The sequence below is a fragment of the Nocardia caishijiensis NBRC 108228 genome (genome assembly GCF_001612825.1).
Lineage (GTDB): Bacteria > Actinomycetota > Actinomycetes > Mycobacteriales > Mycobacteriaceae > Nocardia > Nocardia caishijiensis.
In genome coordinates, this window is record NZ_BDBE01000030.1 from 488088 (window position 1) to 500545 (window position 12458).

Consider the following 12458-nt stretch of genomic DNA (forward strand, 5'->3'; position numbering starts at 1 on the left):
ACCGCGATTCCCGCATCTCAGCCGCAGGCGGCGGTGCGGTAGTCGGCCGAGCGCAGGATGCCGCACAGGTCGGTGCGCGAGATCTTCCACTTCCCGTCGATCAGCACGAAATGCACGATGGTGGTGCGGACGTTGGTGCCCGAACCGTCCTTGTCCAAGCGCATGGTCGCGGTGAGCGTGCCGTCGCGGTTGTCGAACACCGGGTCGACGACTCCGTACACGGCGTGCGGGTTGTCGCGCAGCGCCTTGTACATGTCGGGGATCGCGTCCTTGAACGCGGCACCGTCCTCGATGAGGGCGGTGCGTTCCTCGTCGGGCAGGTTGGGGTCGAGCGCGCGTTTGATCTGCGCGTCGAGTTCGGCGGCGGTCGGCAGGGGCGCGTTGGCCTTGCTCGACGAGATCGCGACCGAGGAGGACAGGGAGGCGTTGGCCGAGGACCGCGCGGCGTCGACCGAGGCCTCGTCGGTCCCACCGCAGGCGGTGAGGACGGCGAGGGCCGTGAGGCAGGCGGCGGCCGCGGCGGCCCTGGCGAAAAGTGTGGAAGACATCACCACCTACATACCATCAATGACGGCACCGATCCGTCCGAGGATGCCGCGAACACTGCTTTCGGGCCGGTGCACCGGGTGCGCGTGGTCGATCAGGTCGCGCACGAACGCGACGATGCTGCGCTCGTCGTCGAGGTCGATATCGGTCACCTGCGCACTGGCCTCGGCCACCACGTCCGCGGAGGTCGGCACGGTTTCGCCCAGGTCGGGGCGGTAGATCTGCACGCTCAGGGTGGCGCGCCGGGTGCGGAAGGCGAAGGGGCGCCCGTCGTCGGTGGTGCCGAATCCGTGGGCGAACGGGCCGACCGACAGGTCATCGATACCGAAACCCGAGGCGGTGGGTTCGGTCATCGTGTGTTCTCCTGCCGCTACGGGGGGCGATCAGTTGTCGACACGTCAACAGTAACGCGCGTCACCGACGGCGCGGCGCGGGCCACCCGGTCGGAGCTACTGGTGAGTCATCATGGTCAGATGGTGATCAGCGGTCATCTCGTGCGGAATTGAAGGAGTTCGGTGCATGCGCCTTCGTGGCTCGGTCGCCTCGGCGTTGCTGGCGGCACTCGTGGTGGCCACCGGTTGTGCGGGTGAGGACAGCGGCCCCTCTGTGCCGACCCGGGAACCGGCGACCGCCGCGGCCTCGCCCGTCGTGGCAGGTGTCCCGGCCGGGAGCGTCACACCGCTGTCGGCAACGAAAGCGCTACTGGCCGAACGGGAGACCGGCCGACTCGCGGCCCTCGACACCGCAGGGACGACGCTGGCCCTGATCGATGCGGCGGGCACCCAGCGTGTCGCCCTTCCCGTCGCGGGCACCGCCCTGGCCCAGGGGACGGCGGGAGAGGTGCTCGTCGCCGCCGACCGTCGCGTCCTGCGCGTGCGTGCCGATTCGGGAGCGATCACCGAGGTCCCCGTCGACGGTGACGTGCGCAGCGTGCAGATCCGCCCCGACGCGAGCCTGGTCGTCGGCACCGCCGACGGCACCGTGCGCGTCCTCGACCCCACCGGTGTCGTCACGCGCACCGTGACCGGCCTCGTGTCGGCCGACGCGCTCGCCGTCACCGGCGAGGACATCACCGCCCTCGACCGCCGACAGACGGCCGTGGTCGGTATCGGCACCGACGCCCTGGGGCTGATGCTGCGCGCGGGCGACGGCGCGTCCAATGCCCTGGCCGACCCACATGGGCGCATCATCGTCGCCGACACCGATGGCGGGGAACTGCTCGTCTACTCGGCCGGTCCGCTCGTGCTGCGTCAGCGTTTCCCGGTAGCATCGGCGCCTTACGCGCTGGCCTACGACCCGCGCTCGGACACCGTGTGGGTGTCGTGCACCCAGAGCAACGAGGTGGTCGGCTACGACCTGTCGACCGGCGTCGGTATCGAGGTCGACCGGTTGTCCACCGTGCGTCAGCCCGACGCGCTGGCCGTCGACGAACGCACCGGCGACCTGTTCGTCGCCTCGGCCGCGGGCGAGGGTCTGCAGCGGATCGGGGCCGGACAGCGGAAGAGAGGGCTCTAGATGGCGACTCCGCCGAGCTGGGAGACCAGCAACGACGACTACGAATACGTGCCGCTTCGCCTGCCACCGGAGGTCACCCGGGTCTCCGCCTCCATGCGGTTGGCCATCCAGGCCGAGTTCGGTGGCTGGGAACTGTCACGGGTCCGCGCCTACACCGACGGCAGCCGCCGGGTGTTGTTGCGCCGCCGTAAGACCGCCGTCCTGCCTGTGCCCGAACTCGGATTGTGAGCCGACCCATGTACGCCCTGCTATTACGTCTGATGTTCCTGATCCCGCCGGAGCGGGTGCACCACCTGGTGTTCGCGGCCCTGCGGTTCGCGACCTGGTTCCCGCCCACCCGCTGGCTGGCACGCAAGCTCACCGTCGTCGACGACCCGATCCTGGCGACGACCGCGTTCGGCGTGGACTTCCCCGCACCGCTCGGTCTGGCCGCCGGTTTCGACAAGAACGCCGACGGCGCGAACACCTGGGGTTCGCTCGGTTTCGGTTTCGCCGAGATCGGCACCGTCACCGCACAGGCTCAGCCCGGTAATCCGGCGCCGCGCCTGTTCCGGGTGTCGGCCGATCGTGGCCTGATCAACCGCATGGGTTTCAACAATCACGGTGCGGCCGCCGCGGCCGCCCGCCTGCACGGCGCGCATCCCACGGTGCCGATCGGCGCGAACATCGGCAAGACCAAGATCGTCGAACCCGATGCGGCCGCCGCCGATTACGCCACCAGCGCGCGGCTGCTCGGCCCGCTGGCCGACTTCGTCGTGGTCAACGTGTCCTCCCCCAACACCCCCGGCCTGCGTGATCTGCAGGCGGTCGAATCGTTGCGCCCGATCCTGGCGGCCGTCATGGACGTGGTGTCGGTGCCGGTGCTGGTGAAGATCGCCCCCGACCTGTCCGACGACGACATCGACGCCGTCGCCGACCTCGCCGTCGACCTGGGCCTGGCCGGGATCGTCGCCACCAACACCACCATCCGCCGCGACGGCCTGCGAACTCCGGCGGCCGAGGTCGAGGCGATGGGCGCGGGCGGCCTGTCCGGCGCCCCGGTGGCCGAGCGTTCCCTGCAGGTCCTGCGTCGTCTGTACGCCCGGGTGGGCGACAAGCTCGTGTTGATCTCCGTCGGCGGTATCGAAACCCCCGAACAGGCCTGGGAGCGCATCCTGGCCGGTGCCTCCCTGCTGCAGGGCTACACCGGTTTCATCTACGGCGGCCCCTTCTGGACCACCCGCATCCACCGCGGCATCGCCGCCAACCTGCGTGCGAGCGGTTTCACCTCCCTGGCCGAGGCCGTCGGCGCCGAACATCGCACCGCCCCAGCCTGACCCCCACCCGTAGTACACACCCCGCGCCAGGTCGCCGTGTAGTTTCGGACGCATCCTGTTGTGGTGATACCAGCGCGGCTCTTGCCACGGCGTGGATATCGGCCGGGTCGGGGGTGTGACATGTCGTTTGTCCCGCAGGACGCACGAGTGGCCGCTGTTCGCAGCTTACTCGCGCGCCTCAGCAAGTATTCCGGCCTGAGCGAGGAACGCCTGCGCCACACCGAAATCGAGCCTGCGGCGCTGCTGGAGCTGCTCGTGGTGCGCCGACACGCCGAGCGCACCGGTGGCAGTGCGGAAGCCGCCGTCCTGGCGGTGGTGCGCGAAGTTGCCCAGTGGCTCACACCGACCGACCGGTTGATCATCGACGCCGCCTTGTGTCTGGGATTGTGGCGGGACAGATCGGACGTCGGAGTCGACCTCGAACGCCTGTATGCGGACAACCTCGGCGAGCGTCGAGAGGCCTTGACCGAACAGTGGATCGCGTTGCACGCCCACCTTGATGTCGATCCCGCCCCGGAAACCCCGACGGTCAAGCGGTTGCGAACCGCCCTCGAACACGCCGCGTTCACCGCGCTGGCCGGGCTACTCGCCGCCGAGTCGGGTTATCCGACGGCCCAGCCCACCGTAGCGGCACCGACCGTGCCGCCCGCTCAGCGCGGGGTGGTCACCGTGTTCGGGGACGCGGTCATCGACCATATCTACCGGGTCGATGACTTCCCCACCCCCGCCAGCCCGGCCAGTGGCCGCTTCACCGACCGCCCCGGCGGCAAGGGTCTCAACCGCGCGGTGGCCGCCGCGCGGCTCGGCATCAACGTGCACCTGGTGTGTGCGGTCGGCGGCGACGAATACGGCCGCCGCATCCACGAATTCCTCGAAGCCCAGCGCGTGCACCTGGACTTGGTGAAGATGGTCCCGTCCGCTCCGTCACTGGTGACCGCCGTCGTGCTCGCCCCCAACGGCGAATTCCAGATGATCAGTTGCCGCGACACCCGCATGCAGTTGCAGGAGGAGGATCTGCACCGCCCGGAGCTGCGCGCCGCCCTCGAGTCATCCGATGTCGTGATCCTGACTTTCGAGCAGCCGCCGGCGGTGATCGAGCAGGTGCTGTCCACGGTGTCGCAGCTGCACCCCAAACCGACGGTAATCGTGTGCCCCTCACCATCGATGGTGGCTCCGCAAGGGTTGTACCAATACTTGGGCACCGTCGACTATCTCGTCGGCACCACCACGGAACTCGCGGCGCTGCTGCCCGATGCGTTCGCCGCGTCCGCCGACGATGTCGTCCGGCTGTTGCGCAGGCTCGGCATCGGCTCCGTGTGCACGGTCGAGAACTTCCGGTGCGTCGTCGCCTCCGACACCGTGAATACCATTGTCGACCATTTCCCACATGTACTCCGGGCCGCCGTCGGTGCGGCAGCGGCGTTCACCGGCGCGCTGGCATATCGGCTGGTGAACAGCCGAACCGCGCTCACCGCAGATGATTACGTATGGGCGGCCGCTGCCATGATCTTGACCCAGCACCTGGGTACGTTCGCTACCACCGTGCCCGGCATCGAAGAAATCGATCGCATCGTGGACCTTTTCGCGCCGCCCTCCTGACCCGCCACAAGCGCCCATGCCCACCCGCTGCGGCACAGCGCCTGCCCGCAATTCGATGTCTGTTCACTCCACCGAATATCTCCGATCGCGAATATCGAGCGGTTCGGTGAAGCGAAGATAATACCCGAAGGGATCGGCTACCCGGAAATCTCGAACACCCCACGGGCGATCACGGACAGCATCCACCATTCGACCCGTACCCGCAGCTTTCGAATGATACAGATCGAGGTCCTCGACCATGATCACTATCTCCACACCGTACCCGCGTGGAGTAGTGGGTTCGAACTGCCCGAAGTAGCTTTGACTGTAAATAGATTCATTACCGCCCCAGAAACATAAGACGTTCGATCCGAGGCTGGCCACCAGATACCCCTTTTTGCCTTCGGGTGCGCGCGACCACAGGAATTCGAATCCCAGCTTCTGGTAGAACGTGCGCACTTCGTCGAAGTTCGGGACATGCAACTCTACTCCAGCGCCTATGTGGAAACCGTCACTCATCACTTCTCCTAGCATCCGGCGAGTGTCAACTGCTGAACCAGGGCTGGATTGTCACAAAATTCGGTACGACAAGATCCCGCGTCAACCCCGCCGCGACAAAGTCTTCAGCGGAGGCGAGCCCGGTGAGGACCGCGACGAACGCAACATCGTTCCCCGAGGCAACCCTGTAATCGTTGATTCCGTCGCCGATCGACACTATCGCCTCCCGGCCGATCCCTCGATCAGCAAATCTTTGCACTGGGCGTCGCAGAACACGAGGGTCCGGCTTTCGACCGAGTAATTGCTCGGTTCCGAAGATGTCCTCAGGTCGGAAGAAGTCCGCGATCCCCAGTCTGGCGATGTCCATGACGACAAGATCACGCCTGCTGGAGCTGACGATAGCCAGCTCGGTCCCCTGCGCGGCAAGAAACTCGAGAAGCTCCCGCGTACCCGGAGTGGACGTGGGCGGCGTAGAGTGCATCGTCTGAAGATAGGCGCTCTCGAAAAGAACCCGATCGACCGAGGGAACCAGCGTGGTGACCAGCTCCGGAAATGGCACTCCCCACACTGCCCGGATCATGTCTTCGGTCACGTCGACATCGAATTGTTCAGCTGTCTTGATGAGCAGAGGCCACCGCGACCGCATGGTCTCAGCCAACGTATCGTCGAAGTCGAAGATCACTGCGCCCGCATGTCTGATCAGGTGCGCGACGCGAGCATTCATGATACTTCGCCGTCGATCAGAAACTCGGCGGCGCGATCGGTCAGTGCTTGCGCCGCACGAACCATTGTCGCCATGCCGAGTTTTGCGAAAGCTTCTCGAGCCGAGGACGCATGCCTGGCGCTGGCCGTGAAGTCACCGGCATTATCGGCGATCGTCGCGAGTCCGAGTTGGCAGCGCGCCACAGTTGACAGGCGCTGAACCCGTGTTGCCAGCACCAATGCTTCTCGGAACTTCTTTTCGGCAGCCCTTTCGTCACCTTCGGCAAGCAGCGCCGAAGCCAAGTAGCACAACGAGATCGCCGCGCCCTCGGGTGCGTCCAAGAGGTTGTCCAGTTCGAGCGCCTCACTGAGCAACTCGACAGCCGAGGCGTTGTTTCCGAGGTGCATTTCGCAGCAGCCGAGCTCGACGAGCGTCGCGGCGCGGCCGTCATCGTCCGCGGTAGCCGGTGCCGACCCGAGAACGCGGCGAAACAGGGTACGTGCGGCAACATGATCGTTTTCCCTACACGCCAATTGTCCCTTCAATCGCTCGAACATTCTCTCGCGCGTATTGTCGGAGTCTCCTCGGCGCATGTGCTCCTCGACAGATCGCAACGCTGCGTGTGCTTCGGTGAAGTCACCCCGCCAGGTATGGACTCGTCCGATCAACGCATACTGTTCGGCCGAGTCGTTGAAGGAGCCGATCGCGTCCGCCGACTCCAACGCAAGATTGCAGAGCTCGATCCGCTCGTGCCAGTATCCCCGCCCCCACAAATAGCTGGTCATCGACTTGGAAAAGCTGATCACTCGCTCGTGCTTTTTCGGTTCACCAGAGTCGAGCGCGTGTTCGGCCGCCACACGCGCGAAGTAGAGAATATTCTCTCTTTCCTCGTCGAGGCGGAGCACGCGTTCGGCGTCCAGGTAGACATCCGCATTGTGGTCCGCGTAGCCGAGATAGTAGTCGATTATGCGCGCTTCCAGAGAGGCACGCTTACCCGGCATGCCGTCCAGCTTTCTCAGGACATGGGCTCGCGTCAACGAGTGCAATCGCAATCGTCCGTCTCGGTTGTGGTTCGAAACGATGATCTCGACGAGGGAAGTTTGAGTAATCTTCGATGCCAAGAGCGCGAACGACTCGCTGTCGACGTCGACTATTCTACGGATCGCCACGCGGGAAACCGCACCCGGGTGCAGAGCCATCGCCAGCACTATGTCGCGCGCATGCAAGCCCATTTCACCCAGACTAGCCCATGCCATATCGAGAATTTCAGCAAATTCTTCGCCCATCGCCGCATTGTGGAGGCGATGCACGACAGACGGCAGACCTTCGGCGGACAGCCGCGCTTGGCCGATTGCCAGCTTGATTGCCAATGGCCACCCTCCTGTTGCGGCGAGACACTCGATGACATGGTGATCCGCCTGCGGATCCGCGCCGTCGAGCGATACCAGACCACGTCGACGGACTTCATCGAAGAGCAGTGCGGCACTACCGTCTTCGTCAAGTCCACCGAGCTCCACGGACCAGGAATCCCCATCCAGACGGTGCCGTGACGTCACCAGAAACTTGCTCTTCCTCGCGTCGATACGGTCGATCATGGAGTGCAGGGACTTCATCTGCAGATGATCGAAATCATCGAGGACCACCAGGGTCGGAGTCGCGTTCAAATAATCGACGATCCGTTCACCCATGACCTCCGGACGGAGCGACCGAAGATATTCATGACCGGAGACCTCGGCGATCACATCTACCAACGCGACAACCGGTATGGTTTGCGGTCGATTGCACCATACTATGCTATTGAATGGCACGCCATCCGATTCTCGTTCGATCATTCTCCACGCGGCAACGTTTGCGAGGGCAGTCTTACCCATGCCGCCCATCCCGGATATGCAGACGAGTTTGTTCGGTGACAGCAATCCATCGATCGTACGCTGGAGTTCGTCTATCCTGTCGAAAAATTCTACGGAACGGGTCGAGAGATTGTGGAGAAGACCGGTTCTGTCCGTTCTCTGTGCCTCGACTTCTACTTTTCTCACGTCGATATCGACGTCACCTTTGACACCCCGAACGGAAGCGCTGTCGGCAATCTCGAGCAGATGATGTCTCAGTGTCGAAAATGTCCGCGATTCCTTCAATATCGAGAAATGATCGCCCGGTAGGGCTTTCACGGCCGGAAATGGCCCCCGCGCCGATGCGGGCACCACCACGTTATCGCTGGTTCCAGCATAGAGATGAATTGGTATCGGGCAACTCTGCGCCGTGACCGAACGAGCGTATATAATATGCTCCAAAACCGTCCGCTGGGCGTCCGACACCGCCTCGTCCAGGGGACGAAGTTGCCTTTCCTGGGGGTTGCGCCAGAAGCGGGCCATTTTCCTGAGAACAAGCGCGATTTCCGAACCAGAATTCGGGCATGCAAGCATGACGATCGACTTGATGCGGTCGAGTTCGTGGGCGCGCCCGGCATTGGACATTCGGGAGAGATATCGCTGAACTATCAGCCCACCCTGGCTGTGACTGACAATGACAACGGACTCGTATCCGGCTGCCTCCACCTCGATCAGGGTCATCAGCGAATCTGCGATGACGTTGTAGTCCGGAATCGCGCGCAGCGGGTTCAAACGGATTTTCGGGCTGTCGTAATCCATTGGGATGATGTCGAATCCGACGGAAAGCACAGGATCAGCGGCGATCTTCTCGGAGAGAGAGTTCCACGTCGCGGAGGAAGAAACGAAACCGTGGATCAAGATCAACGCGACATTTTCGCGAGGAGGCCTCACCGCAGGGGACCTTCCTCTGGCGGTGTCGCGCGGGTGCGGACGAGCGGGAGTGCGCTCAGGGCAGTGTCTGTCGACGTTGCCCTGTTGGCTTGGTACATGGACACAGGCTAGCCGCTCGGACGCGACCGGGCCGGCAACCCGATACCACTGTGCTACAACAGTTTCGATGCGGCTCCAGCCGGTTCTCGTGTGAACGCACTCCCGTGGGAAAGCCATCGACTACCCTGCACAGAGATGGCGTTCTCGGCAACGCGTGGCCGCCGATCATGCAGGGGCTGAATGTGATTGCCGACTTCGACAGTTCTCTCGGCGGGTTCGCTGGCGCCAGCTATGGCGGTCCACACATATTCAGTCGCAAGGGACGACAGATCAGGGTGTCCGTGTTCGAGCTGCCAGACCCCCGAGACGGCGGCTGCATGCTCGCATTCGGCGACATCGGCTGCCATCCCTTGGTGCGCATCCATTCGCGCTGCCTCTACGGTGATGCGCTCGGATCGGACGACTGTGACTGCGGACAAGAACTCGAGCGTTCGATGGATCTGATCCAAGCCGAAGGCGCGGGGGTGCTCGTCTATCTCGAGCAGGAGGGGCGTGGGGCTGGACTGGCATGGAAGGCGCGGGGGTACCGCGTCGGCGAGATGTTCGGGATCGACACCTTCGACAGCTATCGGCGCCTCGGGCTGCGCGTCGACTCCCGGCACTACGACGTCGCCGCCCGCGCGGTGCGCGCGTTGGGCCTGACCCGGGTCCGCCTGCTGACCAACAACCCCGACAAGTGCCGTGCCCTGGCCGAGGCGGGCATCGAGGTCGACCCGGTGCCGCTGACGATCACCCTCGCCTCCCCGCGGGGAAAACGGTATCTGCAGGCGAAAAGGGTGCACCGCCACCACACCATCCCGGTCGACGATCAGGTGGACAACGGACGCCGCCGGACCTGGTGGTGGCCCGGTCGCCGCAGGTAAACCCTCCGCGATCCCCGATATCCCGCTACGATATGTGAGCCGCGCCACTTTTGACGCCTTCGCCTCGAGATGATGTGAGGGAAGTCGTCTCATTGGTTCGGTACTCCAGCTCGGCCTATGGGAACAGGGATATGACAGAGATCGGTTTCGCGCACGCTTCCGGGGTCACGGTGCACACCGTGCCCGCCGCCTTCCAGCAGACCGCCGCCTTGCGGCCGGCTCAGATCGCGCTGCGCACCGTCGGTGGCACCCAGGAGATCACCTGGTCCGAATACGCCACCCGGGTGCGCGCCCTGGCCGCCGGGCTGGCGAAACTCGGCGTCGGACACGGCGATTCGGTGGGCATCATGCTCACCAACCGGCCCGAGTTCAACCTGATCGACACCGCCGCCCTGCACCTGGGCGCCACCCCGTTCTCGGTCTACAACACCAGCTCACCGGAACAGATCGCGCATGTGTTCGCCAACGCGGGCAACCAGGTCGTCGTCACCGAACAGGCGTTTCTCGACGTGATCCGCGAATCCGGTGCCGAGATCGCGCACACGATCCTCGTCGACGGCACCGCGGAGAACACCATTTCGCTGGCCCAGCTCGAATCGGACCCGCTGCCGGACTTCGATTTCGACGCCGCCTGGCAGGCCGTGGAATCCACCGACCTGGCCACCCTGATCTACACCTCGGGCACCACCGGCCCGTCCAAGGGTGTTGAGCTCACCCACAGCAATGTGATCGCTCAGGTCGTCGGTCTGGTGTCGGGCCCGTTGCCGGTCGGTTTCGACGACCGCGCCGTGTCCTACCTGCCCGCCGCCCATGTCGCCGACCGCATTTCCGCGCACGCGATGAGCTTGCTCACCGGTGTGCAGATCACCACGGTTGTCGACCCGCGTGAGATCGCCGCGGCACTGCCCGACGCCCGCCCGACGGTGTTCTTCGGTGTGCCCCGGGTGTGGCAGAAGATCAAGGCCGGGATCGAGAACAAGCTCGCCGTGGAACCGAGTCCGGTGAAGAAGGCGCTGGCCAACTGGTCGATCGGTGTCGGTGTCGCCCAGGCCCGCGCCAAGCTGGCCGGTGAGGGATCTTCCCTGCTGCTCGGTGTGCAGCGCAGGCTCGCCGACGCGCTGGTGCTGTCGAAGTTGCGTGCGGCGCTCGGTTTCGCGGAACTGAAGGTCGCCGCCTCCGGCGCGGCCCCCGTGCCGCCGGAAACCCTCGAGTACTTCCTCGGACTCGGCTTCGCGGTGAGCGAGGTGTGGGGCATGTCGGAGACCACGGGCGTCGGCACGTTCACCGAGATCGACAAGCCACGCCCCGGTTCGGTCGGCCGGGTCATGGACGGGGTCGAGTTGCGGTTGGACGCCGACGGCGAGGTTCTCATCCGTGGCCCGATCATCACCCGCGGCTACCGCAACATGCCCGACAAGACCGCCGAGGCCATCGACGACGCGGGCTGGTTGCACACCGGCGATGTCGGCACCCTCGACGCCGACGGCTACCTGCGTATCGTCGACCGCAAGAAGGAGCTCATCATCAGCGAGGCGGGCAAGAACATCGCCCCCTCCAATATCGAGAACGCCATGAAGGCGGCCTCGTCGATGATCGGTCAGGCTGTCGCGATCGGCGACGCCCGTCCCTACATCACCGCCCTGGTCATGCTCGATCCCGATGTCGCCGCCCTGCGCGCCAAGGAGTTCGGTGCCACCGACGCCACCCTGGCCGAGCTGTCGCGTCGCCCCGAGATCATCGAGGAGGTCAAGGAGGCGGTGCTCGCGGGCAACCGGAAGCTGTCGCGGGTGGAGCAGGTGAAGCGGTTCCACATCGTGGAGACGCTGTGGGAGCCCGGTGGTGACGAGCTGACCCCGAAGATGTCGCTCAAGCGCACCCCCATCGCGAACAAATACGCCGACCGGATCGCCGAGCTCTACGCGGCTGAACCGCCCGCGGGCGTGGTGAACGTGAAGTAGGTCCGAAAGAACCGGTGGCCCCGCATCCGTGCGGGGCCACCGGTGTTTTCAGTGCTGTTCGTAGGTGCCGACGAGGGTGGCACGACCAAGGGTGTGGAAGAACAGGTTGAACCCGAGGTAGGCCGGGGCCGCATCGGGGCCGACTTCGAGTTCGGGCACGTCGACGGCGTGCACGACCACGAAATACCGGTGCGGCCCATGGCCTTTCGGCGGGCTCGCGCCGACGAAGCCGGGGAATCCGCCGTCGTTGCGCAACGACACCGCACCGGCGGGCAGGGTGCCGCCCTCGCTACCCGCACCGGTGTCGAGCGAAGTCACCGAGGCGGGGATGTTGGCGACCGCCCAGTGCCAGAACCCCGATGCGGTCGGGGCATCCGGGTCGTACACGGTGACCGCGAAACTCTGTGTGCCCTCGGGGAATCCGGACCAGCTCAGCTGCGGGGAGATGTCCTTGCCACCCGCGCCGAACACCCCGGAGACCTGATCATTGGCCAGCGGCTGCCCGTCGGTGATGTCGGTGGAGGTGAGGGTGAACGACGGCACCTTCGGCAGCGCGTCGTACGGGTTGTAGGTCATAGCGGCCTCTCTGTGTTGTTGGCGGC

Annotated in this window: 12 protein-coding genes; 6 read left to right on the plus strand and 6 right to left on the minus strand. The window is 65.0% G+C overall.

The genetic code is table 11. The features are described 5' to 3' along the window. Window positions 1-17 precede the first annotated feature (17 nt). Both NC7_RS15395 and NC7_RS15400 read right to left on the minus strand, forming a co-directional pair. Window positions 18-548 (minus strand): WKL family lipoprotein, encoded by a 531-nt coding sequence (locus NC7_RS15395; protein ID WP_067983779.1) that lies wholly within the window; start codon window positions 546-548, stop codon window positions 18-20. Window positions 549-554: 6 nt separating this feature from the next. Then, entirely contained in the window at window positions 555-899 is a 345-nt protein-coding gene (locus NC7_RS15400) for a hypothetical protein (protein WP_067983520.1), read from the minus strand. Window positions 900-1065: 166 nt separating this feature from the next. Between NC7_RS15400 and NC7_RS15405 the strand changes: the two genes are divergently transcribed. The 4 genes from NC7_RS15405 to NC7_RS15420 all read left to right on the plus strand — a co-directional run bounded on the left by NC7_RS15405 (window position 1066) and on the right by NC7_RS15420 (window position 4976). Continuing rightward, window positions 1066-2061, plus strand: a complete 996-nt coding sequence (locus NC7_RS15405; protein WP_067983522.1) for a YncE family protein — start codon at window positions 1066-1068, stop codon at window positions 2059-2061. After that, window positions 2062-2289 (plus strand): DUF5703 family protein, encoded by a 228-nt coding sequence (locus NC7_RS15410; protein ID WP_067983524.1) that lies wholly within the window; start codon window positions 2062-2064, stop codon window positions 2287-2289. 8 nt (window positions 2290-2297) lie between these two features. Then, window positions 2298-3377 carry a quinone-dependent dihydroorotate dehydrogenase gene (locus NC7_RS15415; protein WP_067983526.1) on the plus strand — a complete coding sequence of 360 codons (1080 nt, stop codon included), beginning with the start codon at window positions 2298-2300 and terminating at the stop codon, window positions 3375-3377. Between the two features lie 120 nt (window positions 3378-3497). Next, the gene (locus tag NC7_RS15420) at window positions 3498-4976 is read left to right on the plus strand and encodes a PfkB family carbohydrate kinase (protein WP_067983527.1); all 1479 of its coding nucleotides are present in this window, start codon (window positions 3498-3500) and stop codon (window positions 4974-4976) included. Between the two features lie 63 nt (window positions 4977-5039). Here NC7_RS15420 and NC7_RS29170 read toward each other — a convergent pair whose 3' ends face one another. Genes NC7_RS29170 through NC7_RS15435 form a run of 3 tightly spaced genes read right to left on the minus strand, consistent with a single transcriptional unit; the run spans window position 5040 to window position 8909 of the window. Further along, window positions 5040-5474 (minus strand): VOC family protein, encoded by a 435-nt coding sequence (locus NC7_RS29170; protein ID WP_157102018.1) that lies wholly within the window; start codon window positions 5472-5474, stop codon window positions 5040-5042. A gap of 25 nt (window positions 5475-5499) precedes the next feature. Continuing rightward, window positions 5500-6177, minus strand: a complete 678-nt coding sequence (locus NC7_RS15430) for an HAD family hydrolase (RefSeq protein WP_067983531.1) — start codon at window positions 6175-6177, stop codon at window positions 5500-5502. Further along, window positions 6174-8909, minus strand: a complete 2736-nt coding sequence (locus NC7_RS15435; RefSeq protein ID WP_159372875.1) for an alpha/beta fold hydrolase — start codon at window positions 8907-8909, stop codon at window positions 6174-6176. The genes NC7_RS15430 and NC7_RS15435 overlap by 4 nt, the downstream gene beginning before the upstream one ends. Window positions 8910-9202: 293 nt before the next feature. Between NC7_RS15435 and NC7_RS15440 the strand changes: the two genes are divergently transcribed. Next, on the plus strand, window positions 9203-9898 hold the full coding sequence (locus tag NC7_RS15440; protein WP_067983535.1) for a GTP cyclohydrolase II: 696 nt from the start codon (window positions 9203-9205) through the stop codon (window positions 9896-9898). A 131-nt stretch (window positions 9899-10029) separates the two neighbouring features. Next, the gene (locus NC7_RS15445) at window positions 10030-11856 is read left to right on the plus strand and encodes an AMP-dependent synthetase/ligase (protein WP_067983536.1); all 1827 of its coding nucleotides are present in this window, start codon (window positions 10030-10032) and stop codon (window positions 11854-11856) included. Window positions 11857-11904: 48 nt separating this feature from the next. On the opposite strand, the gene NC7_RS15450 is transcribed toward NC7_RS15445, so the two are convergent. Beyond that, window positions 11905-12432: a YbhB/YbcL family Raf kinase inhibitor-like protein gene (locus NC7_RS15450; protein WP_067983539.1), complete on the minus strand. Its 528-nt coding sequence runs from the start codon at window positions 12430-12432 to the stop codon at window positions 11905-11907. Window positions 12433-12458: the final 26 nt, after the last annotated feature.

Excerpts from the sequence above, each read along its gene's own strand:
- NC7_RS15395 (WP_067983779.1), bottom strand. The coding sequence starts at position 548 with ATGTCTTCCACACTTTTCGCCAGGGCCGCCGCGGCCGCCGCCTGCCTC.
- NC7_RS15400 (WP_067983520.1), bottom strand. The coding sequence starts at position 899 with ATGACCGAACCCACCGCCTCGGGTTTCGGTATCGATGACCTGTCGGTC.
- NC7_RS15405 (WP_067983522.1), top strand. The coding sequence starts at position 1,066 with ATGCGCCTTCGTGGCTCGGTCGCCTCGGCGTTGCTGGCGGCACTCGTG.
- NC7_RS15410 (WP_067983524.1), top strand. The coding sequence starts at position 2,062 with ATGGCGACTCCGCCGAGCTGGGAGACCAGCAACGACGACTACGAATAC.
- NC7_RS15415 (WP_067983526.1), top strand. The coding sequence starts at position 2,298 with ATGTACGCCCTGCTATTACGTCTGATGTTCCTGATCCCGCCGGAGCGG.
- NC7_RS15420 (WP_067983527.1), top strand. The coding sequence starts at position 3,498 with ATGTCGTTTGTCCCGCAGGACGCACGAGTGGCCGCTGTTCGCAGCTTA.
- NC7_RS29170 (WP_157102018.1), bottom strand. The coding sequence starts at position 5,474 with ATGAGTGACGGTTTCCACATAGGCGCTGGAGTAGAGTTGCATGTCCCG.
- NC7_RS15430 (WP_067983531.1), bottom strand. The coding sequence starts at position 6,177 with ATGAATGCTCGCGTCGCGCACCTGATCAGACATGCGGGCGCAGTGATC.
- NC7_RS15440 (WP_067983535.1), top strand. The coding sequence starts at position 9,203 with ATGCAGGGGCTGAATGTGATTGCCGACTTCGACAGTTCTCTCGGCGGG.
- NC7_RS15445 (WP_067983536.1), top strand. The coding sequence starts at position 10,030 with ATGACAGAGATCGGTTTCGCGCACGCTTCCGGGGTCACGGTGCACACC.
- NC7_RS15450 (WP_067983539.1), bottom strand. The coding sequence starts at position 12,432 with ATGACCTACAACCCGTACGACGCGCTGCCGAAGGTGCCGTCGTTCACC.